Genomic DNA, 23,622 nt, shown 5'->3' with positions numbered 1-23,622 from the left:
CGACTACGGAACAGACCCACTTACCGTACAGACCCCCTGTCGGCAACCGACTTCGGGGCCGCCGCGTGACTCGAGCCTCCGCACCGAAGTCCCGCCAGCCCAATGGAGCCTCGTCCATCTTTCAGGGCAAGGACGGCCGTTGGCACGGCTATGTCACCGTCGGGACCAAGGACAACGGCAAGCCCGACCGGCGCCACGTCAGCCGCAGGACCCGCCACGAGGTCACCAAGCTCGTACGCGAGTTGGAACGGCAGCGCGACAAGGGCACGGTCCCCAAGGCGGGCCAGAGCTGGACACTGGGCAGCTGGCTGACGCACTGGGTGGAGGACATTGCCGCCGCGCACGTCTCGGAGAACACCATCGACGGCTACCGCGTCGCGGTGAACCACCACCTCATCCCCGGCCTCGGCGCCCACCGCCTGGAGAAGCTCGAACCCGAGCACCTGGAGCGCTTCTACAAGAAGATGCAGGACTCCGGCAGTGCCGCAGGCACCGCTCACCAAGTCCACCGCACCGTGCGCACCGCACTCAACGAGGCGGTCCGCCGCGCCCACCTTTCTGCCAACCCAGCCGCGATCGCCAAAGCCCCGCGCCTGGAGGAAGAAGAGGTCGAGCCGTACACGGTCGAGGAGATCCAGCGCCTCCTCGCCGAAGCGGGCAAGCACCGCAACACCGCCCGCTGGGTCATCGCGCTCGCCCTCGGCCTGCGCCAGGGCGAGGTCCTCGGTATGCAGTGGGACGACGTCGACTTCGAGCTCGGCGTCATCCGCGTACGCCGTGGTCGGCTGCGGCCCCGCTACAAGCACGGCTGCGGCGACCGCTGCGGACGCAAGCCCGGCTTCTGCCCTCAGAAGATCAACACCCGGCGCGAGACGAAGAACGCCAAGTCCCGTGCCGGTCAGAGGCCCATCGGCGCCCCCGACGAACTCCTCCAGCTCCTGCGCCAGCACAAGGAGGAGCAGGCACGTGAGCGAGCCCGGGCCCGTGACCTGTGGACGGAGAAGGGGTACGTGTTCACGTCGCCCACTGGCGAGCCCCTGAATCCGAACACGGACTACCACAAGTGGAAGGAGCTGCTGAGGGCCGCAGGCGTCCGAGATGCCCGCCTTCACGACGCCCGCCACACTGCGGCGACGGTCCTGCTCATCCTCGGCGTCCCCGACGCGGTCGTCGACGCCATCATGGGCTGGGAGCCCGGCAAGTCCGCCCGAATGCGCCGCCGCTACCAGCACCTGACCAGCCGCGTCCTCAAGGACACTGCTGCCAAGGTCGGCGGCCTCCTGTGGGGCACGGACCAGACTCCGAAAAGTGCTGCGTCGGAGGCTGGCCAGAGCCCCGTCCCTGCCGAACTGGTGGTGTACGTTGCCCGCCTCGGCGAGCGACGGGTTCCCTTCCTTCACCGTGAGCACGCCGACGAGGTCGTCGCACGGTGGAGCGAGGACTGGCCCGACCACACGGCCGAGGTCGAGGGATGGGACCGCTGGCGCTGGGAACAGCAGGACCCCGACGGCGCGAGCGCCATCCGCGACCGCGTGCCGGAGCGGGCCGTGGTCTTCCACGCCCGAGCTCTGTTCCTCCCCGGTGGCGACCGCGCGGCGACAGGACTCCCCGAGCAGTGGCCGGTGCCGGCCTGGGGCTTCGAGACCGACCGCTACACCGACCGCGCCTCGGCCTGGCGCACGGCTCGCCGCCCCGGCTCGGGCCAGGAGGTCGAGGCCCAGGTGCGAGGCACGGATAAGGCGGCCGTCAAGGCTGCCTTCGCCGAGGCTTGCGCACAGGCTGTGGACCGCGCCCGGCATCCGGGGAAGTACGGCGACACCGACGAGTGGTGACCTTGAGGGTGGCCGAACCACTGCGTGGTTCGGCCACCCTCAAACGTTCAGGCCCCAGGTTTCCCGTCCAGTACGCCCAGGTCAGAAGGGCGCCGCTGGTGGGGCCTCACCGTCAAAGCTCCGCGGGGCGGACTGACCGGAAGCGACGCTTCTGTTCATCCGCTCCCCACGGCTCCGCATAGTGCATCTCAGCCAGGACCGTCCGCAGGTCGGTGTGTTCGAAGTGGCCCTTGTCGGACAGGTGGATGATCACGCCCACCAGCTCGCGATACGTCCGCAGGCGGCCCACCTCGAGCCCGTATCCGTCCCAGTGCTCTGCCGGACGGCACCGATAGTGGTGCACCACCCACTGGGCGCGGGGTGGAATGTCGCGTGGATTGATGCTGTGGGCTTCGAAGTCATTGGGTTCGGCAGCGGCGATCCGCTCTCGCCGGCCCCGCTCGAACGCCTCACGGGCTTCCTGTGCCTTCTTGTGCTCGCCGCTGCTGAGCGACAGCTCGCCCTCGCCCGGGGCGACCTCTTGGCCGCACTGCTGGCAGTAGGCCGTGATCTCCGCAGTCAGCTGCCGTCGGGCTTCGCTGTACGGCTCGCCCGTCTCAGCCATCCGGGCTCGGATTTCCTGCTTGCGGGCGCGATCTCTGGTCATCGGGTGTCCTCGCTGACGGAGCCCCACACGCACCGTCGCACCACGGTTGACCTGGGCAAACAGCCTCGTGCGAGTCGGTGACCCTTGTCCTCGTCGCTACTGGCGGTGTGGGCGCGTCTGTAGCTCGGAAGCGGGCGCGCACGAGGCGCCACTACGGGCGGAGTATAGCGACACATGGCCTTGCGGCGCGCTGCTCGTCGAAGCGGTGCCGAGCTCGCCGTCGCGCGCTGGGCGGTCAGTTTTTTGTTAGGCGCAGCGCCAAAGCGCGAAGGGGGTGACGGCAACTGCAACCAAAACTGCAACCACACACGTCGAAGGGCCCCACTGCGAACAGTGGGGCCCTTCGACATCGTGCCCGGTGAGGCACTGGCGGAGGATACGAGATTCGAACTCGTGAGGGGTTGCCCCCAACACGCTTTCCAAGCGTATCTTCCGAAGACTGCGACAGACCTAGTCTGACCAGGGACGGAACCCGAGTCAAGCCACTTAGAGAAGACACAAGCGTCTTGTCTGTCAGGGGAGTTCGGAGTGTTCTGGCCAGGGCATGAAGAGACCCCCTGGCCATCGGCGAACCAGGGGGCCGGCATCGGTGTCTCGTCACTCACTCCAGAGAGTCAAGCCGCTCCCCTCGGCACTCGGCTACGTCTACCGCGGCCTTGGCTGAGTGACAGAGGAAGTGGAGCGCCTGTACCAACTCGGCCTTGATCACCTTGTCCTCTGTCACCAGGGCCATGGCACGCTCCACATCACCCTTGGCCACTCTCAGGATGTGATCTTCCCTGTCTTCTGCCAGAGCGGCCATGAGCCCTCCCGGTTGGCAGTAGCCACTCTTGCCCGACTCATCGGCCGGCATCCGTTGTAGCTGCACAATCTCACCTCTGTCTCGGTGTACCTCGGTATACCGAAGGTTACTCCGGATGCGAGGTATACGTCAGTGCACCGATGCTCTGATCATGGAGCTTGACAGGACACGGGCAGCATGGCCACAGATCAGGGATGTCATCCTCGGCCGGATCAAGGACGGGACGTACCCGCCCGGCTCCAAGGTGCCCTCTGTTATCCAAGTGGCCACAGAGTTCGGTGTCGCCAACTCGACAGCACAGAGAGCCATGGATGCTGTCAGGGCCCAGGGTCTCACCAGGTCTGAGAAGGGTATCGGCACGTTTGTCCTGTGACGTTTCTCCCGGGAATATTTGTCCGTAGGCGCACCCCGGGGGTAATGTAGGAAAAAGCCCTTTCCTGGGACCGCAGGGGCGCCGTCCTTTAATCGTGTACGGTTTTCAAGGTTTTAGCCCGCCCGCCCTCAAATGTGAAAAAAGTGAAAAAAGGGGGACATCCTCTGAGGGGTGTCCCAATTGTTTGATGAGCGGTAAGTCTCTATGACTCATGCCGCCGTTTTCCTTCTGACTTCCTTTTGCCCGAAATATCAAGCCAGCTGAGGTGTTCAGCCTGATTGCCAGCCGTCTTCGTTCGGGTAGCTAGTAATCGGTTCCTCTCCGTCTTCAGCCCAGCGCATTTTTTCAAGAGTGACAAGGGTGCGCAGTGCTTCTAGGTCCTCAGAAACCCTGTCTGTCAATTCCACGATCGGGATTCCGAGGTGATGAGCCATCACAACGACCTGCGCAGCACTCGGGGTCCTAGTGCCGTTCTCCCACCGATGAATACTATGAGGGTGGACGCCTACCTTTGCGGCCAGTTCCTCATGGCCCATGTTGAGAACCTTGGTTCGTCGGTATCGCCACTCTCGGCCGTTGTATACCTTGGCTACTATGGGCTTATCCATGATTACTCCTAAGGGATTGTGAGAGGGTATAAAGAATGCCCTGACCTTTTAGCGGGATGAACTAGGGAGCCAGGGCGAAATCTACCCGCGGTGCCGTAGCTAGGTAGTCTTGGATATCCTCGGAGAACACGAAGCGTTCGCCAGGGCCAGGGATACGGCTCGCACGGAAACGGTGGTGAAGTACAGCCTCCATGGCCACACCACCCCGGAGGACTGCCAGGACAGTAAAGCCGGGGCCGTACTCTCTCTCGAACTGTCTTCGGAGATCCTGAAACCTCTTCTTCAAAGTGTCCTTGGTGTTCGAGTATCCAATCTTGACTGTCTCGTCTGGTAGCAGCACCACGTAGCAGTAACCGGGAAAAATCTCCGCCCCGTGATAGGTGGCCGTTTGCCGGATGGTCTTTGTTCTTGAGCTGTAGAAGACCGAGAGGTGTTCATTGCACAATGGTATGCAGTAGTGTATTCCAGCTTCAGAACCGCACTGGATATCATCTTTGGTCCAACAACAAGACGCCATGACTACTCTCCCAAGTATTCTCCAAATAAAAAGGCCCCTCCTTCTGGGGGAGGGGCCAGTTAACTAACAAACATTGTTAGAAGTTATATCCACCAAGGAAATGGAAGAGAATAGGGGTCCCCTACCCCCAAACAATTGATTCGGGAGTAGAGGACCCTTACTCTCCGGGTATCCACCTGAGGTATCCGTAGAGTCCCGTTTAGGCATCTTGGCTAATGCCTTGGTCTTGGGAAGGGGCCTGGTGTTTCCACCACGTCAGAGGCTCAGCGACCATGAGCTTGACTCCAGAGAGGTTAGCTCTCTCCACCCTATTAATTAATCGGACACTCGGTTCTGGATCGCTAGGTCACAGGATCATCAGGAACGGTTCCATCTTGGTCAGAGGCTCTGTGGAACAGTGAGGCACGTCCCGGTGGGTGTGAATCGTGTTCCAAGGTTCTGCACTGCCGACGACAGGAATGTTTCTCCCCGATGTACGTCCTACGTCGCATCCCGACATAGCCCCGCTACGGGTCTCAGACAGCCATCTACGGGTCTTTTGGTCATCCTCCAGAGTGGAGTACCGAACGTTCAGAGGGAGGCTCTTAGGTCGCCATTCATCCGGTACGCAGGTCTCCTGTGATCCCTCTGAGGTATGAGCCTCGGTAATCCACCAAGGGCTTGCAACAACGTCCCCACGTATGCTCTCTTCCTCCACAGTCAACTTCAAGGCTTTGTCCGGAGCAGGAATGCTCCAGCGGAAGTACTTTTCCCCGTTCCTCTGGCGCTCTCTGGAAAGTGCACGATTTTTGTTCTGGCGCTTCTCTCCGCACCTCGGGTGATCGGGATTGGTAGAGGGGTTCCTTCCTCGCTTACCTATTGGCCGACTATGAATCCATTCCTCTCCGCATTCACAGGTCAACTTCACTTGCTTGACTGCGCTCATGTTCTCTCCCTGGGCAAAAGAAAAGGCCCCGATGAGATACCGGGGCCTTACTGGTGTTCGTCTTCAGTTGTCGTATTGTCTATTCGAGTTCTGCCGTCAGATATTCTGCCATAACAAAGGAAACGGCTTCCTCTGCCTCATTTTTGTGTACCTCTGCTGCCATGGCATACAGGAAGACTGCTGTCTCTAGGGGAAGCTTCCCAAGGTCCACTGCGGGGACCAATTCCCACGCCAGATCTGACAGTGCCATGTCCGTGGCTTCCGGGCACGGATCCTCTCTGGAGTCTTCCTGGGGAATCTCCGGGGCTGCCTCGGGCACCGTTCCGTCAAGGCGGTAGTCCATCACGTCGGAAAGGCAGCCTGCCAGGAACTCCTCTATGCCGGTTACCGCGCCACCGGACGTGGCTTGCAGGATGTCAGTAGCCGTGTCGAGTGACAGCCTCCCCCTGTCGGTTTCCATGACCAGGGCCGGCGCAAGCCGGTACACCACGTTCAGGACTGCCAATCCCCAAGCGTTGTCCGTGTCACTCATTTTCTCCCCCTTCACTGCACCCAACAACGGGTATTAGGTCGGTTGTTCCCTGACGGCGTGTTGGTTGGTGTGGGTCCGGTCACAGTGCCTCAGTGCCAGCACTGCTGATATCAGTTAGTACCGGTCCCCGAGCCCCTGGACTGCATCCACGGCCCTGGTAGTGGCCATGTCTGCCCCGTACCTTCGGAGCATGGCGGGGGACTTCCATCCGCGGATGGTCATGATGTGTTCTCCCGAGACTCCAGCCGCTTTCAGGTCATCGGCCCAGGTATGGCAGAAAGAGTGAGGAGATACGGCGGAAGGGTCGTATCCAGCTTCCTCGGCCCACTTCTTCACCAAACGGTGAAGCCCTGCGTAGAGGAGTCGGGAGCGGTTGCGGGTACCAAGCCAAAGCCAGTCCGTTCGTTCAGCAAGCTTGTGAGTGGTCCGTACCCGGAGATACCGGGATAGGGCTTTCACAGTTTTAGGCTGAAGTGGAATGACTCTGCCGTCAAGTGAATTTCGGTCCATCTTGATCGGAAGCACTGCGAGAGTCCCCCTGGCAAGGTCCAAATCCTGTACCCGGAGGTTCAGAAGTTCGTCAGAGCGCAGTCCCTCGGTCAGGACTCGGAGGATGGCGTGATCCCGAACAGTCTGGAAGTCCCGCACCCTCGGAGAGCCGTTGCCCGTGGCCTTGAGCATGTCTGCCACGAAATCGGTTGAGAGAGTCTTGGGCTTGCCCAGAGGGGGAGTGGCGTACCTCTGAAGCTTCCGGTCCTGGTAGGGGTTGGGGTGGTCGTACTCCTCTGCCAGATACGAGAACAGGGCTCGGAGGTTCCGCTGAACCGTGTTCGTGCCCCCGGTGTACCCGCCCTTGCCGTCCTGGCTCTTGGGCACGTCGTGCTCCTGGTAGTACCAGCGGAAGAACCTGTTGAGCGTGGCCGTGTCCACAGAGGTGAAGTCTCCGGGGGTCTTCTTGGCGGTCATCCAGTGGTGGAGCTGTACCGCGGCGTACTTGTAGGCGTTGATCGTCCTGCGCTGGTACGGCCGGCCATGCTTGTTCGTGGTCGTGCTCAGGTGCAGCTCTAGTTCATCGATCAGAGCCAGTCGGGCATCCTCACCGCCCTTGACCGCACGGACGGCGCGGAGGGGAGCGGGAGAGGCTGTGTTGTCACTGTGACTGGAGACACGCTGCTGTGAGCGCAGAGGACTGCGGGCCATGGGGTGTGGACTCCCTAGGTCTGCCCGCTAGACAAGTGCCTGTTACCCAAGCGTCTTGTCCAACGGGGTCTGGACTGAGAGTCGCTGCCTCAACGAGAGAGGGGCCCAACCTACGTTGTCGCAGGTCAAGCCCCTTCTGGCGGAGGATACGAGATTCGAACTCGTGAGGGGTTGCCCCCAACACGCTTTCCAAGCGTGCGCCCTAGGCCTCTAGGCGAATCCTCCGTCGGAAACATTACATGACCGAGAGGAGTGCTCGCGAACTCGATCCGGGCTCTCGCGATCAGGTACTCTGTGCGGAGCCCCTCACGCGGCGCTATCTGACTGAACTCCCCCAGGGCCGGAAGGCAGCAAGGGTAGGTCGGCTCTGGCGGGTGCGTGGGGGGCGCTTGCGTCGGCGGGCGGGTGGGTTGTCGGTCCGCGCCTATAACCTCGTATGCGTGTCGTCTCTCGCGCTGTACCGCCGCTATCGCCCGGAGTCGTTCGCCGAGGTCATCGGGCAGGAGCATGTGACCGGCCCGCTGCAGCAGGCGCTGCGCAACAACCGGGTCAATCACGCGTACCTGTTCAGCGGGCCGCGCGGGTGCGGCAAGACGACCAGCGCGCGCATCCTGGCCCGGTGCCTGAACTGCGAGCAGGGGCCGACACCGACGCCGTGCGGGGAGTGCCAGTCCTGCCGTGACCTGGCGAGGAACGGGCCGGGATCGATCGACGTCATCGAGATCGACGCCGCTTCTCACGGTGGTGTGGACGACGCCCGTGAGCTGCGCGAGAAGGCCTTCTTCGGCCCCGCGAGCAGCCGGTACAAGATCTACATCATCGACGAGGCCCACATGGTCACCTCGGCCGGCTTCAACGCGCTGCTCAAGGTGGTCGAGGAGCCGCCCGAGCACCTGAAGTTCATCTTCGCGACCACCGAGCCGGAGAAGGTCATCGGGACCATCCGGTCGCGGACCCACCACTATCCGTTCCGGCTCGTGCCGCCCGGCACCCTCCGGGAGTACCTCGGCGAGGTGTGCCAGAAGGAGGACATCCCCGTCGAGGAGGGCGTGCTGCCGCTCGTCGTGCGGGCCGGCGCCGGTTCCGTGCGTGACTCCATGTCCGTCATGGACCAGCTGCTCGCCGGCGCGGGGGCGGACGGCGTGACGTACGCCATGGCCACCTCCCTGCTCGGCTACACCGAGGGTTCGCTGCTCGACTCCGTCGTCGAGGCCTTCGCCACCGGTGACGGCGCCGCCGCCTTCGAGGTCGTCGACCGCGTCATCGAGGGCGGCAACGACCCGCGGCGCTTCGTCGCCGACCTGCTGGAGCGGCTGCGCGACCTCGTGATCCTCGCCGCCGTGCCCGACGCGGCCGAGAAGGGCCTCATCGACGCGCCCGCCGACGTCGTCGAGCGGATGCAGGCCCAGGCCGGCACCTTCGGCGCCGCCGAGCTCAGCCGCGCCGCCGACCTCGTCAACCAGGGGCTGACCGAGATGCGGGGCGCGACCTCCCCCCGCCTCCAGCTGGAGCTGATCTGCGCGCGCGTGCTGCTGCCGGCCGCCTACGGGGACGAGCGTTCCGTGATGGCCCGGCTGGACCGGATCGAGCGCGGGGTGAGCTTCTCCGGAGGCAGCGGTGCGCCCGCCATGGGCTACGTGCCCGGACCGGACGCGCACGCGCCCGGGGGAGCGGTGCCCGGCGGAGCGCCGGTCCCGCCAGGCGGCGGCCCGGCGGCGGCCCGGGCTGCCGTACGAGGCTCCGGAGCGCCGGGCGCGGGCCCGGCGGCGGGCGCCCCCGCGGCACCCGGTGGCGCGGTACCCGGCGGGGGTGGCGTGGCGAACGGAGCGGGCTCCGGCCTGCCCGCCGCCGCGCCCGCGCCCGCCGCGCCCGCACCCACGCCCGCCGTCCCCGCGGCACCCGTCGCCCCTCCCCCCGGCCGGCCCCAGCAGCCGCAGCCGGCCCCGGCGGCGGCTCCCGCCCCCGGCGCCTGGCCCACCGCGGCCCCGGCCGGCAGCGGCCGTCGGCCCGGTGGCTGGCCCACGGCCACCCCCGCCGGTGCCGGACAGCCCGCACCGGCCGCCCCGGCCCCCGCCCGCGCGGCCGCCGCGTCCGCCCCGGCCCCCGCCCCGGCGGCGGCCGCGGCGCCCGTCTACGCACCGCCCAGCGGCGGCCTCGACCCCCGCACGCTCTGGCCGAACATCCTGGAAGCGGTCAAGAACCGCCGCCGCTTCACCTGGATCCTGCTCAGCCAGAACGCCCAGGTGGCCGGCTTCGACGGCACGACCCTCCACCTGGGCTTCGTCAACGCGGGAGCCCGGGACAACTTCACCAGCAGCGGCAGCGAGGACGTGCTGCGCCAGGCGCTGGCCGAGCAGTTCCACGTCCAGTGGAAGATCGAGGCGGTCGTCGACCCGTCCGGTGGCTCCGCGCCCCCCGCCCCGGCAGGCGGCCACTCCGGATTCTCCGGGCCCTCCGGCTTCAACGGCGGCTACGGCGGCCCCGGCGGCGCTCCCCAGCAGCAACGCCCGCCGTCCCCGGCGCCGCGGCCGGCCGGCTCCGCCCCGTCCTCGGCCGCGCCGTCCCCGGCCGCCCCCGGACCGGTGTCCCGGCCGGCCGCCCCGGAGCCGCCGCCTCCGGTCGCACCCGAGGACGACATCCCCGAGGACGACGACCCCGACCTGAACGAGTCGGCCCTCTCGGGCCACGAACTCATCGTGCGGGAACTGGGAGCGACGATCGTGGAGGAGTTCTCGAACGAGTGACACCGGCCGCCGCGGACCCGCCCGGGGCCCCGGCCGGCGCCGGCCGGGCGGCTGGTCCCGTGCCCCCGCGGGGCGGCGTTTTGGAGGAACGCACCACCGGCGCGCCGCCCGCCCCTCGGCAGCCCGCACAAAGCAGCACGGGCTCCGCCGGTTAGGCTGACCCCGTGAAGGTCCTCGTCATCGGCAGCGGCGCCCGCGAACACGCCCTGTGCCGCTCCCTGTCCCTCGACCCCGCCGTCACCGCGCTGCACTGCGCGCCCGGCAACGCCGGCATCGCCGAGATCGCCGAGCTGCACCAGGTCGACGCCCTGGACGGCAAGGCCGTTGCCGCGCTGGCCGCCGAACTGGAGGCCGGGCTCGTCGTCGTCGGCCCGGAGGCGCCGCTCGTCGCCGGGGTCGCCGACGTCGTGCGCGAGGCGGGGATCCCGGTCTTCGGCCCCTCCGGGGAAGCCGCGCAGCTCGAGGGCTCCAAGGCCTTCGCCAAGGACGTGATGGCGGCGGCCGGAGTCCCCACCGCCCGCTCGTACGTCTGCACGACCCCCGAGGAGGTCGAGCAGGCCCTCGACGCCTTCGGCGCCCCGTACGTCGTCAAGGACGACGGCCTCGCCGCGGGCAAGGGCGTCGTCGTCACCGACGACCGCGACGCGGCCAAGGCGCACGCCGCCGGCTGCGAACGGGTCGTCATCGAGGAGTACCTCGACGGCCCCGAGGTGTCCCTCTTCGCGATCACCGACGGCGAGACGGTCGTCCCGCTCCAGCCCGCCCAGGACTTCAAGCGCGCGCTGGACGGCGACGAGGGCCCGAACACCGGCGGCATGGGGGCGTACTCCCCGCTGCCGTGGGCCGAGCCGAAGCTGGTCGAGGAGGTGCTGCAGACCGTGCTGCAGCCGACCGTCGACGAGATGCGCCGCCGCGGCACCCCCTTCTCCGGTCTCCTGTACGCCGGACTCGCGATCACCTCCCGCGGCGTGCGGGTCATCGAGTTCAACGCCCGCTTCGGCGACCCCGAGACCCAGGTGGTGCTGGCCCGGCTCAAGACCCCGCTGGCCGGTGTCCTGCTCGCCGCGGCGAACGGCACCCTCGCCGACATCGAGCCGCTGCGCTGGAGCGGCGACGCCGCGGTCACCGTGGTCGTCGCCTCGCACAACTACCCCGGCACCCCGCGCACCGGCGACCCCATCACCGGCCTCGACGAGGTGGCCGCGCAGGACGCCCCGCACACCTACGTCCTGCACGCCGGGACGAAGCGGCAGGGCGACGCCGTGGTCAGCGCGGGCGGCCGCGTGCTGTCCGTCACCGCGACCGGCGCCGACCTCGCCGAGGCCCGCGACCGCGCCTACCGGGCCGTCTCCCGCATCGGCCTCGACGGCTCCCAGCACCGCACGGACATCGCCGCGCAGGCGGCCGGTATCTGACCGGCCGGTCCCCGACGTCGCACGGACGAACCCCGCAGGCCCCGTCTCCCTCTTCGGAACGGGGCCTGTCGCATGCCCGATCATGGGCCTGATCTTCGCTTTCTGTCACCCACCTCTGACCAAAGCCATTCCATCGAGTGACCGATGCCCCATCCGGCTGACGCGGGCCGGGGCCCCAACTATGGTGCCGCGCAAGCGTTCCGGCACTTGGCCCCGCCGACATTGCGATGTCACCGCCGAGTGCCACAGTGGGGGAATGAGCAACGCCAGGAAGGCCAGGCGCCCGGGACAGCCGGGGAGGGGGTGAGGTCGCTCGTGACCGGTACCGGTGCGGGTGTGGAGGCGGGTGCGCAGGCCGCACGCGCCAGGGCTCTCGCCGTGCTGCGCGTGCGCAGCCGGGCGCTGGCCGTCGCGCTGCTGCCCGCGGCGGTCGCCGTCGTGCTGCTGGCCGGCGTCTCCACGGACCACCTCGTGGGCCCCTTCTGGCAGGCCGCCCGCTGGGTGCTGATCCCGGTCGCCGCCCTCGTGCTGCTCGCCGCCGGCGCCGTCGCCCTGGTGGTGGCCCGTGCCCGCCCCGCCGTGAGTCCCACGGTGCCGGTCGCCGAGGAGTCCGCTCCGGACCTGTACCGGATGGTGCGCGACCTCGCCGACCGCCTCGACGTCCCGGCGCCGTCGGCGATAGCCCTCACCCCGGACTGCGACAGCTGGCTGGAGGACCGCACCCACCCGGCGCACGGTCCGCCCGCGGATGTCCGTCCGCGCCGCCGGGCGTACGGAACGCCGGACGAGCACGACGAGACGACGGGCATACGCGGCCTCCACCGCCGTGGAGTCGCCGCCCCCGTGCTGGTCATCGGCTCCCCCTTCCTGTGGTGGATGCGGGTCGGCGAACTGCGCGCGGTCCTCGCCCCCGTCGTCGCCGGTACGGGACCTTCGGCGCACCCGGACATAGCGGCGGCCCGCCGCTTCGTGCGGGGTCTCGACGCCGCGGTCGCCGTCTCCTCGGATCCCGCCCGGTGCCTGCTGACCCGGGTGGGCTGCGCGGGGCTCGGCTGGGTGGCCCGCCTGCTGCTGCGCAGCTGCCGGGAGCACGCGGCCGAGATGGAGCGCGGGGTCGCGGCCGCGGCCGCGGAGCGTGCGCAGACGGTGGACTACGGCCTCCGGATCGTCGCGCAGGAGCAGGTGGGCCTGGCCTACGCGGGCTGGGACCGGCTGCTGACCCGGGTGGCGCTGCCCGCCTGGCGCATGGGCCGCTGGCCCTCCCGCCTGGACGCCGGCGTCGTCGCCGCGCTCACCGAGCTGTCCCGGCGCGACCGTCTGGCCGAGGGCTTCGCCTCCCGCCTCGGCGAGCGCCCCGCCTGCGACCTGCTCGAGGAGCCCGGGGCGGTGGACGAGGCGGCCTCGCTGCTGGCCGCCCGCCTCTTCCACGGCGGCCCGGCGGAGACCGGCCCCGACTGGGCGCCGGTGGACTGGCGCGAGTATCCGGAGGAGGTCGTCGACCGCAAGTGGCGCGTCGACGCGGCCCGCCTCCACCGCGTCCTCGACGCCCTCGGCGTCGGCCGCCCCCAGGGCCCCGCCGCCCGAGGCCCCGAGCCCCCGGCACCGGACGGCCCGACCCTGTCCCGCATCCTCGACCACCTGACGACCCCGCCGCAGCCCACCCCACCGGACCCGGCCTCGCCGGCCCCCTCTCCCCACCCGGAAGCCCCCGGAACGCCGTACGGCGACGTCGGACACGGCGGGGACGGCGACGATGTCGGACACGGCGGGGGCGGCGACGACGGTGTGTACGGCGACGACGGCGACGACGTGAGCGAGGCGGCCGCCGTCCTCGCCGCGGGCATCACCGCCGAGCTGGCCCGCGAAGAGGCCGCGGCCCCGCCGGGACGCGACGCGCCGGACGCCGCCGGCCAGGGAAGCGACCCGGCGCTCTGGGACGACGGCACACTGCCCCTGTTCCCCCTCCAGCCACCGCGCACCGGCCGCGAACTGCTCGCCGACCACGTCACCGCGATGGTGTGCTGCGCCGCCATGGACACCGCGGGCGCCATCCCTGGCCTGGACTGGCTGGACGGCCCCTCGCTGCTGCTCCACGGCCGGCGCGCCACCGACCTGACCCCCCGCGTCCTCCGTCTCGTCGAGGACGGCGACCCGGCCCCGCTGCGGGAGTGGCTGGTGGAGACCGGCATACGCCCGGAGAAGCCGGTCCGCCTGGTCTGACCCGCCCGGCCCTCCCCAGGCCGACGCGACCGGGTACGGCCCCCACACCGCGGGCGCCCCACGCGACGGTCCGCGAGCCCGACGTCCTGCCCTGCCGGGCCGGCACCGCACCCGGCTCACCCGGCGGCGCATCCGACGGGTCACCCGGCCGGAGCCCCCGCTTCCACTTTGGGTCGATTCGCAACGAACAGTGACAGTCCGCGTGCGTAATGTGATGTGCTGAGACCGTCCGCGCCCATGACATGGCCTGCGACGCGCGCATGACCGTTCACGGAGCACCTCGCCACCACCCGGGCACGAGGGCACGACGGACGGGACACAGGGCACAGAGGGCACACCAGACACACCAGGCACACGAGGGAGGGGAGCGACCATGGCGTCCGAGCAGATCCGCCGTCGGCCGCCCGGAGCGCCGACGCACGCCGTGACCGGCGCCTTCCGACCGAGCCCCGTCCCCTGGCTGTCCGGCACCGAGACGTACGCCGACGACACCGCGCAGCTCGCGCCCCGGCCCGCGGCCCCGGGCGCCCGGCGGCCGCCCGGAGACACCCCCCGGGTCCCCGCGCCGAGGGCGGGCACCGGCGGCCCCCGCGCCGCGGACGACGTGCACGGTCAGATCAAGGGCTTCGCCTCCACCGGCGCGGTCGCCCCGGGCGAGGCCGTCGACTTCCACGTGACGGTCGACCCGCCCCAGGAGTTCGGCGTCGACATCTACCGCATCGGCCACTACGGCGGCGACGGCGCCGTCAAGATCACCGCGAGTCCCCGGCTGGCCGGCATCGTGCAGCCCCCGCCGCTGGCCGCGGACCGCACGGTCTCCTGTCACCACTGGTGGCTGTCCTGGCGCCTGCAGATCCCGTCGCACTGGTACGTCGGCGCGTACGTGGCCGTGCTCACCACGGCCGACGGCTACCGTTCGCACATCCCCTTCACCGTCCGCGACGACCAGCCGGCCGACCTGCTCATGCTGCTGCCCGACATCACCTGGCAGGCCTACAACCTCTACCCGCACGACGGCCGCACCGGCGCCAGCCTCCGCCACGCCTGGGACGGGCAGGGCCGCCTGCTGGGCGAGGACGACGCCGCCACCACCGTCTCCTTCGACCGCCCGTACGCGGGCGCCGGCCTTCCGCCGCACGCCGGACACGCCTACGACGTCATCCGCTTCGCCGAGCGCCACGGCTACGACCTCGCCTACGCCGACGCCCGTGACCTGCACTCCGGGTACATCGACCCCACCCGCTACCGCGGCCTGGTCTTCCCCGGCCACGACGAGTACTGGTCGGCCGCCATGCGCCGCGCCGTCGAACGCGCCCGCGACCACGGCACCTCGCTCGTCTTCCTCTCCGCGGGCACCCTGTACTGGCAGGCCGAGCTCGGCCCGTCCCCCTCCGGCGTCCCCGACCGGCTGCTGACCTGCCGCAAGCGCAGGGCGCCCGGCAGGCCCTCGCTCTGGCGCGAGATCGACCGCCCGGAGCAGCAGCTCGTCGGCATCCAGTACGCGGGCCGGGTCCCCGAGCCGCACCCCCTGATCGTCCGCAACGCCGGCCACTGGCTGTGGGAGGCGACCGGCGCGGGCGAGGGCGACGCGATCGAGGGCCTGGTCGCGGGTGAGGCGGACCGCTACTTCCCGCGCACCCCGCTGCCCGAGCACGACGAACGGATCCTGCTCGCCCACTCCCCGTACACCGACGACGAGGGCGTCCCGCGCCACCAGGAGACGTCCCTGTACCGGGCCCCGTCCGGCGCGCTGGTGTTCGCGTCCGGGACGTACGCCTGGTCCCCGGCCCTGGACCGTCCGGGCCACGTCGACGCGCGCGTCCAGCGCGCCACCGCCAACCTCCTGGACCGCATCTGCAAACGTGACTGAGCTTCGCCCCGCCGACCCCCGCCAGGATCGGTCCCCGGCATACGGGAGAATCGAGCCATTGGACATCACCACGGGGAGGAACCGTGTCCGGATTCGTCGAGAAGCCCGAGCCCCTTCAGGTGCCGGGCCTGGTGCACCTGCACACCGGAAAGGTGCGCGACCTGTACCAGAACGAGGCCGGCGACCTCGTGATGGTCGCCAGCGACCGTACGTCCGCCTACGACTGGGTGCTGCCCACGGAGATCCCCGACAAGGGCCGCATCCTCACCCAGCTCTCCCTGTGGTGGTTCGACCAGCTCGCCGACCTGGTCCCCAACCACGTCCTGAGCACCGAACTGCCCGCCGGTGCACCCGCCGACTGGGCGGGCCGCACCCTGGTCTGCAAGTCGCTGCGGATGGTCCCGGTGGAGTGCGTGGCCCGCGGCTACCTGACCGGCTCGGGCCTCGCCGAGTACGACGAGTCCCGCACGGTCTGCGGCCTCGCCCTCCCGGAGGGCCTGGTGGACGGCAGCGAGCTGCCCGCCCCGATCTTCACCCCGGCCACCAAGGCGGCGGTCGGCGACCACGACGAGAACGTCTCCTACGAGGAGGTCGCCCGGCAGGTCGGCGCGGACACCGCCGCGCAGCTGCGCCAGGTGACCCTCGCGGTGTACTCCCGGGCCCGCGACATCGCCCGCGACCGCGGGATCATCCTGGCGGACACCAAGTTCGAGTTCGGCTACGAGGGCGAGACCCTGGTCATCGCCGACGAGGTCCTCACCCCGGACTCCTCTCGTTTCTGGCCCGCCGACCAGTGGCAGCCGGGGCGCTCGCAGGTGTCGTACGACAAGCAGTTCGTGCGCGACTGGCTGACCTCGCCGGAGTCGGGCTGGGACCGGGGGAGCGAGCAGCCGCCGCCCGCGCTGCCGCAGCACATCGTGGACGCGACCCGCGCCAAGTACGTCGAGGCGTACGAGCGCCTCACGGGCATGAGCTGGACGAGCGCCTGACCGGCACGAGCCGCACCTGACGCGAAAGGCCCCCGGGGAACCGGGGGCCTTTTCCTGGAGCGGACGACGAGGCTCGAACTCGCGACCTCAACCTTGGCAAGGTTGCGCTCTACCAACTGAGCTACGTCCGCGTTGCGCCGTGGCGCGAGAGCAACTATACCCAACCGCGCTCCCGGGCGGGACGCGCCGCCGTGTGCCGGTTCTCCGCCCCCCGCTTCGCCGCGGCCGAGGAGAGGCGGTTCCGCACGGCGACCGGCGACAGCCGGCCCGTTCGGCGATCCCCGCGACCGGCGTCCCGTCGGCGGCTGGCTCCAGCCCCTCCGCCTCCCGCGCGGCCGGCGGCGAGTCCCCGGCGGAGATCGCGTCGGCGGCCAACTCCGGTTCGACGTAGCGGTTCCCGGCGTGCACGGTACGGATGATCTCGGCGAGCCGCTGCGCACCGACCGTCTTGGGCACGAACCCCCGCACACCCGCCGCAAGGGCCCGCTTCAGATGCCGGGCCGCCCGTGACCGGTGACGATCAGCACCTGGCAGCCGGGCAGCTCGGCACGCGGAGCTGTGGCGACCTTCACACCGTGGCGCCCGGCATCTGCGGGTCCGGGACCGCCGCAACCCCGCACCGCCGCAGGCCGGTGACCTCGATCACATGCTCGTGCTCCTGCTCGTCACCGCCCGTCCGGTCCACGCCCGTCCGGTCCACGCCCGTCCGGTCCACGCCGTTCGTCCGGTCCATGTGGTCGGTGCGGCCCATGCATTCAGCGTCCCGGCGGCCGGGGCCGGGGCCGGGGAGCAGTGCACGGTGTCGTCACTCGGCATGACGAATGCCGGGCGCCGCCGGGTCCGCGTTCGCGGCGCACGAAAAAACCCCGGTCACGAAGACCGGGGCTTCTCTGGAGCGGACGACGAGGCTCGAACTCGCGACCTCAACCTTGGCAAGGTTGCGCTCTACCAACTGAGCTACGTCCGCATGCTTCCGACCGGCTCCCACCGATCGGCGCGAGCACCAGCCTACCTGATCCACAAGAGTGCCCAGGACCGGCGGTGCAGAGCGGGTGACAGGAATTGCACACTGCGCCTTCCCCCTGGAAGGGGGATGTTCTGCTACTGAACTACACCCGCGCGACTGAGTGGTCCGGCCCTTCGGCCTCGCCCCTCGGCGTGCTCCAGACTCTAGCTGATCAGGAGGGGTGGAACGCAAGTCGGTTCCGCCGAGGGGCCGGTGACCGGTCGTCGGCCGGCGTCACTGCGCGGCGCTGAACGCCTCGTAGACCTTCTTGGGGATGCGGCCGCGGGCCGGGACGTCCATCTTGTGGGCCTGGGCCCAGGCCCGGACGGCCGCCGGGTCGGGAGCGACCTCGGTCTCCCGGTACGCCTTGCCGGACTTCGACCGCTTGCGTCCGGCCGCCACGTACGGCTCGAGGGCCGTGCGCAGTTTCTCGGCGTTGGCTTGGTTCAGGTCGATCTCGTACGACTTGCCGTCGAGTCCGAAGGCGATCGTCTCCGCCGCTTCCGAGCCGTCGATGTCGTCAAAGAGAGTGACCACGACCTTCTGCGCCACGAATATCGGTCCCTTCGTGCGACACCTGTATCTGCGATGACGTGCCACGACGTCGCCCGGGTGTCGACTGTCCGCCAGTTAATGGGCAAAGTATCGGCTATTGCTATTTCATTTGTACAGTGCCCGGCATTGCATTGTGAAGCCCGACTAAATCTTCCCGCGTGTCCCGGCGCAATAGGGAAGCGGGCGTCGATGCGGGATCTTTCCGTGAATTTTTCGCGAGGGGAGCCCCTCCGGGGCGGGGCAGTGACTGCCGTCACGTAGTTTCCTACAACTCTACTCGCGTAGAAATTTCGTGCGGGTAGTCTGAAGGGACCTGCTCAGCACCACACACCGGGAGTGCCAGTGGCACGCGTCGTAGTCGACGTCATGCTCAAGCCGGAGATCCTCGACCCCCAGGGCCAGGCGGTCCAGCGTGCGCTGCCGCGCCTGGGTTTCGACGGCATCTCGGACGTACGTCAGGGAAAGCGATTCGAACTGGAAGTTGACGGGCCGGTCGACGAGGCCGCGCTCGCCCGTATCCACGACCTTGCGGAATCCTTCCTCGCCAACACGGTGATCGAGGACTTCACCGTCAAGGTGGAGGAAGTCGCGGAGGCCGCGAAGTGACCGCTCGTATTGGCGTCGTCACTTTCCCGGGCAGCCTCGACGACCGGGACACGCAGCGCGCGATCCGTCTCGCGGGCGCCGAACCGGTCGCCCTGTGGCACAAGGACAAGAACCTCCACCAGGTCGACGCCGTCGTGCTGTGCGGAGGCTTCTCCTACGGCGACTATCTGCGGGCCGGCGCGATCGCCCGTTTCTCGCCGGTGATGGAGCCCCTCATCGAGCAGGCGAAGGCCGGACTGCCGGTCCTCGGCATCTGCAACGGCTTCCAGATCCTCACCGAGGCCCACCTGCTGCCCGGCGCCATGCTCGGCAACGACCACCTGCACTTCATCTGCCGCGACCAGAAGCTGCGGGTGGAGAACGCGGGCACCTCCTGGACCAGCGACTACGAGCAGGGCCAGGAGATCCACATCCCGCTGAAGAACATGGACGGCAGGTACGTCGCCGACGAGTACACCCTCGACAAGCTGGAGGCCGAGGGCCGGGTCGCGTTCCGCTACGTGGACTTCAACCCCAACGGCTCGCTGCGGGACATCGCCGGCATCAGCAACGAGGCCGGGAACGTCGTCGGCCTCATGCCGCACCCCGAGCACGCCGTCGAGCCGCTGATCGGCACCGGCCGCACCGACGGCCTTCCCTTCTTCACCTCGATCCTCAAGAAGCTGGTCACCGCATGAGCAGGACGCCTCTGGACACGGTCGAGCACGCGGCCGCGACCCCCGACGTCGAGCTGCCCTGGGCCGAACTCGGCCTGAAGAAGGACGAGTACGAGCGGATCGTGGAGATCCTCGGCCGCCGGCCCACCGGCGCCGAGCTCGCCATGTACTCCGTCATGTGGTCCGAGCACTGCAGCTACAAGTCCTCGAAGGTGCACCTCCGCCAGTTCGGCGAGAAGGCCCCCCAGTCCGACGCCCTCCTCGTCGGCATCGGCGAGAACGCAGGCGTCGTCGACGTCGGCCAGGGCTACGCGGTCACCTTCAAGGTCGAGTCGCACAACCACCCCTCCTACGTGGAGCCCTACCAGGGCGCGGCCACCGGGGTCGGCGGCATCGTGCGCGACATCATCGCCATGGGCGCCCGCCCGGTCGCGGTCGTCGACCCGCTGCGGTTCGGCGCCGCGGACCACCCCGACACCAAGCGCGTCCTGCCCGGCGTGGTCGCCGGCATCGGCGGCTACGGCAACTGCCTGGGCCTGCCCAACATCGGCGGCGAGGTCGTCTTCGACGCCTGCTACCAGGGCAACCCGCTGGTCAACGCGGGCGCCATCGGCGTGATGCGGCACGAGGACATCCACCTCGCCAAGGCGTCCGGCGCGGGCAACAAGGTCATCCTGTACGGCGCCCGCACCGGCGGCGACGGCATCGGCGGCGCCTCGATCCTGGCCAGCGAGACCTTCGACGACGCCAAGCCGTCGAAGCGCCCCGCGGTCCAGGTCGGCGACCCCTTCCAGGAGAAGCTGCTCATCGAGTGCACCCTGGAGGCCTTCAAGGAGAAGCTGGTCGTCGGCATCCAGGACCTCGGCGCGGCCGGCCTGTCCTGCGCGACCTCCGAGCTCGCCTCCAACGGCTCCGGCGGCATGCGCGTCACCCTGGACGACGTACCCCTGCGCGACTCCACGCTCTCGCCCGAGGAGATCCTCATGAGCGAGTCGCAGGAGCGCATGTGCGCGGTCGTGGAGCCGGAGAAGGTCGACCGGTTCCTGGAGATCTGCGACAAGTGGGACGTCATCGCCACCGTCATCGGCGAGGTGACCGACGGCGACCGCCTGGAGATCTACTGGCACGGCGGCAAGATCGTCGACGTCGACCCGCGCACCGTCGCCCACGAGGGCCCGGTCTACGAGCGCCCCTACGCCCGCCCGTCCTGGCAGGACGAGCTCCAGGCCGACGACGCGAACAAGCTGCCCCGGCCGTCCACGGGCGAGGAGCTGAAGGACCAGGTCCTGAAGCTGGTGGCCTCCCCCAACCAGGCCTCCAAGAAGTGGATCACCTCGCAGTACGACCACTTCGTGCAGGGCAACACCGTCCTCGCCCAGCCCGAGGACTCCGGCATGATCCGCGTCGACGAGGCAACCGGCCTCGGTGTCGCCATCGCGACCGACGGCAACGGCCGGTACGCCAAGCTCGACCCGTACACGGGCGCGCAGCTGGCCCTCGCCGAGGCCTACCGGAACGTGGCGACGACCGGCGCCAAGCCCCTCGCGGTCTCCGACTGCCTGAACTTCGGCTCGCCCGAGGACCCGGCGGTGATGTGGCAGTTCGCCGAGGCCGTACGCGGTCTCGCCGACGGCTGCCTGCAGCTCGGCACCCCGGTGACCGGCGGCAACGTCTCGCTCTACAACCAGACCGGCGAGGCCGCCATCCACCCGACGCCGGTGGTCGCGGTCCTCGGCGTCATCGACGACGTCGCCCGCCGCACCCCGGTCGCCTTCCAGGAGGAGGGCCAGTTGCTGTACCTCCTCGGCGACACCCGCGAGGAGTTCAGCGGCTCGGCCTGGTCGCAGGTGATCCACGACCACCTCGGCGGCCTGCCCCCGAAGGTCGACCTGGAGCGCGAGAAGCTGCTGGCCGAGATCCTGATCTCCGCCTCCCGCGACGGCATGATCGACTCCGCGCACGACCTGTCCGACGGCGGCCTGATCCAGGCGGTCGTGGAGTCGGCGCTGCTCGGCGGCAAGGGCGCACGGCTGGTCGTGCCGGACGGGCTGGACGCGTTCACCCTCTGCTTCTCGGAGTCGGCGGGGCGCGCGATCGTCGCCGTGCCGCGCTCGGAGGAGGTCCGCTTCAACGACATGTGCGGCGCGCGCGGCCTGCCGGCCACCCGCATCGGTGTCGTGGACGGTGACACGGTCGAGCTCCAGGGCGCCTTCGAGCTGTCCCTGAGCGAGCTGCGCGAGGCCAACGAGGCCACCATCCCGGCGCTGCTCGCCTGAGCCTGTCGGCCGAAGGCCCCGCCCACCAGGACCTCAGCCTCAGCCGAGGGCCCGGGCGGGGCCTTCGCCATCCAGGCCCGGACCGCCTCGCCCGCGGACACGGACACCCGGCTCCGCCCCCGCCACGGGCCCATCCGGGCCCTGCCGAACGGCGCCCCGCCGCTTCCCACGGCACAGGGCCACACAGGCCCTGAGGCATCCGCCGACGCGGGCCCCCGCCGGGTCCGCCGACGCGGGCCCCCGCCGGGTCCGCCGACGCGGGCCCCCGCCGGGTCCGACGGGGCGGGCTGCCGCCGGGTCCGACGGGGCGGGCTGCCGCCGGGTCCGCCGACGCGGGCCCCCGCCGGGTCCGACGACGCGGGCCCCCGCCGGGTCCGACGACGCGGGCCCCCGCCGGGTCCGACGACGCGGGCTCCCGCCGGGTCCGACGACGCGGGCTCCCGCCGGGTCCGACGGCGCGGGAGCCGCCGGCATCTGCCGGTGCGGACGACCGCCGTGATCTCCGGCGCGGGATCCGCACCGCGTGCGGGCGTCGGGCTCGCCCCCGCCGACTAGGCTCCCCGCATGTCACCGGCCAAGAAGCGTGCCCGCGTCTACGACCCCGTCAAGATCCGCGCCGCGGTCCTCGCCCAGTTCGGCAACGTACGGCAGGCCGTGCACACCCTCACCCCCGGGCAACTGGCCGGCCCCACCCGGCTCGGCGACTGGACCGTCCGCGACCTCGCCGCGCACATGACCATGGCGGTGGAGACCGTCAGCCGCAATCTCGAACGCGAGGAGCCGGCCAAGGCGGAGCTCACGCTCACCGAGTGGCCCTTCGCCACCGCCACCCGTGCCGCCGCCATCGCCGACGGCACCCGCGAGCTGGCCGCCGCCCACCCCGACCTCGACGCCCTCTACGCCCGCGCCGGCGAGCGCCTCGCCGAGGCCCTGGACACCGCCCCCGGCGACCGCCTGCTCGCCGCCCGGACGGGCACCATGACGCTCGCCGACTACCTGGTCACCCGCACCGTCGAACTGATCGTCCACACCGACGACCTGAACGCCGCCGTGCCGGGCCTGGACATCCCCCACGACCGCCAGGCCCTCGCCGCCTGTACGCGCCTGCTCGCCGACGCGCTCGCCGCGAAGGCCCCCGGCGGCTCGACCGAGGTGCGCATCCCGCCGTACGCCGTCGTGCAGTGCGTCGAGGGGCCCCGGCACACCCGCGGCACTCCGCCCAACGTCGTCGAGACCGACCCGCTGACCTGGATCAGGCTCGCCACCGGCCGGGTGGCGTGGCGTGACGCGCTCGAGGCGGCCGCGCTCAGCGCGAGCGGGGAACGGGCCGACCTGAGCGGGTTGCTGCCGCTGATGTCGTGAGGGAACCGATGCTGTGAGGGAACCGATGCCGTGAGGGAACCGATCCGCTCCCACAACCCGTCAAAGCGGCATGAACAGGCACAAGCAGCGCATGACACTGGCGGCCGCCGCCGCGCTCGTCCCGCTCGCGGTGGCCTGCGCCGGCCCGGAGGCCACCCCGCTGTACGGCACCAGGTGGACCGTCACCTCGCCCCCCGCCCACGGGCGCGCGTACCTCGTCCTCGACCGGCACACCGGCAGGGTCGGCGGCCGGCTCGGCTGCAACCACGTCGGCGCCACCGCGACCGTCCGCGACGGACACATCACGCTGGGCCGTCCGGTCACCACCCGAATGATGTGCGACGCCTCACTCATGCGCATCGAACGGACCCTGCTGGGCCTCTTCGACGGCTCGGTGAGCTACCGAGTGGATCACGGCACCCTCACTCTGACCAGCGAAAACGGCACGACCGTCCGCGCCGTCGCGGACAACTGATCCGCTACTGTCG

17 protein-coding genes, 4 tRNA genes, 1 other RNA gene and 2 pseudogenes are annotated in these 23,622 nt (G+C 69.6%); 13 read left to right on the top strand and 11 right to left on the bottom strand.

The features are described 5' to 3' along the window. Positions 1 to 65: 65 nt before the first annotated feature. Positions 66 to 1,832: a site-specific integrase gene (locus VKA29_RS00480; protein WP_324783084.1), complete on the top strand. Its 1,767-nt coding sequence runs from the start codon at positions 66 to 68 to the stop codon at positions 1,830 to 1,832. A 112-nt stretch (positions 1,833 to 1,944) separates the two neighbouring features. Here the strand turns inward: VKA29_RS00480 and VKA29_RS00475 are convergent, their stop codons facing one another. Both VKA29_RS00475 and VKA29_RS00470 read right to left on the bottom strand, forming a co-directional pair. Then, on the bottom strand, positions 1,945 to 2,478 hold the full coding sequence (locus VKA29_RS00475; RefSeq protein WP_324783083.1) for a hypothetical protein: 534 nt from the start codon (positions 2,476 to 2,478) through the stop codon (positions 1,945 to 1,947). A gap of 601 nt (positions 2,479 to 3,079) precedes the next feature. Beyond that, the gene (locus tag VKA29_RS00470; protein ID WP_324783082.1) at positions 3,080 to 3,280 is read right to left on the bottom strand and encodes a hypothetical protein; all 201 of its coding nucleotides are present in this window, start codon (positions 3,278 to 3,280) and stop codon (positions 3,080 to 3,082) included. A 151-nt stretch (positions 3,281 to 3,431) separates the two neighbouring features. Between VKA29_RS00470 and VKA29_RS00465 the strand changes: the two genes are divergently transcribed. After that, complete coding sequence (locus VKA29_RS00465; RefSeq protein WP_324783081.1) at positions 3,432 to 3,653, top strand: winged helix-turn-helix domain-containing protein; 222 nt, start codon at positions 3,432 to 3,434, stop codon at positions 3,651 to 3,653. A gap of 269 nt (positions 3,654 to 3,922) precedes the next feature. Here VKA29_RS00465 and VKA29_RS00460 read toward each other — a convergent pair whose 3' ends face one another. The 4 genes from VKA29_RS00460 to VKA29_RS00445 form a co-directional block, all read right to left on the bottom strand. After that, on the bottom strand, positions 3,923 to 4,261 hold the full coding sequence (locus VKA29_RS00460) for a helix-turn-helix transcriptional regulator (protein ID WP_324783080.1): 339 nt from the start codon (positions 4,259 to 4,261) through the stop codon (positions 3,923 to 3,925). Between the two features lie 1,521 nt (positions 4,262 to 5,782). After that, complete coding sequence (locus VKA29_RS00455) at positions 5,783 to 6,235, bottom strand: hypothetical protein (RefSeq protein ID WP_324783079.1); 453 nt, start codon at positions 6,233 to 6,235, stop codon at positions 5,783 to 5,785. A 114-nt stretch (positions 6,236 to 6,349) separates the two neighbouring features. After that, entirely contained in the window at positions 6,350 to 7,435 is a 1,086-nt protein-coding gene (locus VKA29_RS00450) for a site-specific integrase (protein WP_324783078.1), read from the bottom strand. 137 nt (positions 7,436 to 7,572) lie between these two features. After that, a tRNA-Ser gene (locus tag VKA29_RS00445) sits at positions 7,573 to 7,660 on the bottom strand. A gap of 73 nt (positions 7,661 to 7,733) precedes the next feature. Here VKA29_RS00445 and ffs point away from each other — a divergent pair. From ffs to VKA29_RS00415, 6 genes are all read left to right on the top strand, one after another. After that, an RNA gene (gene ffs / locus VKA29_RS00440) (signal recognition particle sRNA small type) lies at positions 7,734 to 7,828 on the top strand. 47 nt (positions 7,829 to 7,875) lie between these two features. After that, a complete protein-coding gene (locus VKA29_RS00435) occupies positions 7,876 to 10,179 on the top strand; it encodes a DNA polymerase III subunit gamma and tau (protein WP_324783077.1) in 2,304 nt (767 codons plus the stop codon). A 164-nt stretch (positions 10,180 to 10,343) separates the two neighbouring features. Further along, positions 10,344 to 11,594, top strand: coding sequence for a phosphoribosylamine--glycine ligase (gene purD / locus VKA29_RS00430; protein WP_324783076.1), 1,251 nt, complete (start codon positions 10,344 to 10,346; stop codon positions 11,592 to 11,594). A gap of 315 nt (positions 11,595 to 11,909) precedes the next feature. Then, positions 11,910 to 13,814: a hypothetical protein gene (locus VKA29_RS00425; RefSeq protein ID WP_324783075.1), complete on the top strand. Its 1,905-nt coding sequence runs from the start codon at positions 11,910 to 11,912 to the stop codon at positions 13,812 to 13,814. A 373-nt stretch (positions 13,815 to 14,187) separates the two neighbouring features. Then, the gene (locus VKA29_RS00420) at positions 14,188 to 15,684 is read left to right on the top strand and encodes a N,N-dimethylformamidase beta subunit family domain-containing protein (RefSeq protein ID WP_324783074.1); all 1,497 of its coding nucleotides are present in this window, start codon (positions 14,188 to 14,190) and stop codon (positions 15,682 to 15,684) included. Between the two features lie 83 nt (positions 15,685 to 15,767). Beyond that, positions 15,768 to 16,673 (top strand): phosphoribosylaminoimidazolesuccinocarboxamide synthase, encoded by a 906-nt coding sequence (locus VKA29_RS00415; protein ID WP_324783073.1) that lies wholly within the window; start codon positions 15,768 to 15,770, stop codon positions 16,671 to 16,673. Between the two features lie 55 nt (positions 16,674 to 16,728). Here the strand turns inward: VKA29_RS00415 and VKA29_RS00410 are convergent. From VKA29_RS00410 to VKA29_RS00385, 5 genes and pseudogenes are all read right to left on the bottom strand, one after another. Further along, positions 16,729 to 16,804 (bottom strand) — tRNA-Gly (locus VKA29_RS00410). 23 nt (positions 16,805 to 16,827) lie between these two features. Continuing rightward, positions 16,828 to 17,280 (bottom strand): annotated as a pseudogene (locus tag VKA29_RS00405) (response regulator); the annotation flags it as partial. A gap of 284 nt (positions 17,281 to 17,564) precedes the next feature. After that, positions 17,565 to 17,640, bottom strand: a tRNA-Gly gene (locus tag VKA29_RS00395). A gap of 80 nt (positions 17,641 to 17,720) precedes the next feature. Continuing rightward, positions 17,721 to 17,792, bottom strand: a tRNA-Gly gene (locus tag VKA29_RS00390). A gap of 121 nt (positions 17,793 to 17,913) precedes the next feature. Next, complete coding sequence (locus tag VKA29_RS00385) at positions 17,914 to 18,231, bottom strand: histone-like nucleoid-structuring protein Lsr2 (protein ID WP_324783071.1); 318 nt, start codon at positions 18,229 to 18,231, stop codon at positions 17,914 to 17,916. A gap of 345 nt (positions 18,232 to 18,576) precedes the next feature. Here VKA29_RS00385 and purS point away from each other — a divergent pair, with 345 nt between their 5' ends. The 5 genes and pseudogenes from purS to VKA29_RS00360 all read left to right on the top strand — a co-directional run. After that, positions 18,577 to 18,840, top strand: a complete 264-nt coding sequence (gene purS, locus VKA29_RS00380) for a phosphoribosylformylglycinamidine synthase subunit PurS (protein ID WP_007383088.1) — start codon at positions 18,577 to 18,579, stop codon at positions 18,838 to 18,840. Beyond that, the gene (purQ, locus tag VKA29_RS00375) at positions 18,837 to 19,517 is read left to right on the top strand and encodes a phosphoribosylformylglycinamidine synthase subunit PurQ (protein ID WP_324783070.1); all 681 of its coding nucleotides are present in this window, start codon (positions 18,837 to 18,839) and stop codon (positions 19,515 to 19,517) included. The genes purS and purQ overlap by 4 nt, the downstream gene beginning before the upstream one ends. After that, positions 19,514 to 21,772, top strand: a complete 2,259-nt coding sequence (gene purL, locus VKA29_RS00370) for a phosphoribosylformylglycinamidine synthase subunit PurL (RefSeq protein WP_324783069.1) — start codon at positions 19,514 to 19,516, stop codon at positions 21,770 to 21,772. The genes purQ and purL overlap by 4 nt, the downstream gene beginning before the upstream one ends. Positions 21,773 to 22,336: 564 nt before the next feature. Then, positions 22,337 to 23,134 carry a maleylpyruvate isomerase family mycothiol-dependent enzyme gene (locus tag VKA29_RS00365; RefSeq protein ID WP_324783068.1) on the top strand — a complete coding sequence of 266 codons (798 nt, stop codon included), beginning with the start codon at positions 22,337 to 22,339 and terminating at the stop codon, positions 23,132 to 23,134. A 154-nt stretch (positions 23,135 to 23,288) separates the two neighbouring features. Continuing rightward, a pseudogene (locus VKA29_RS00360) lies at positions 23,289 to 23,609 on the top strand (META domain-containing protein); the annotation flags it as partial. Positions 23,610 to 23,622: the final 13 nt, after the last annotated feature.

Origin of the sequence: Streptomyces sp. H51 (genome assembly GCF_035656535.1) — a bacterium.
Classification (GTDB): domain Bacteria; phylum Actinomycetota; class Actinomycetes; order Streptomycetales; family Streptomycetaceae; genus Streptomyces.
This window is presented reverse-complemented; position numbering and strand designations above follow the sequence as displayed.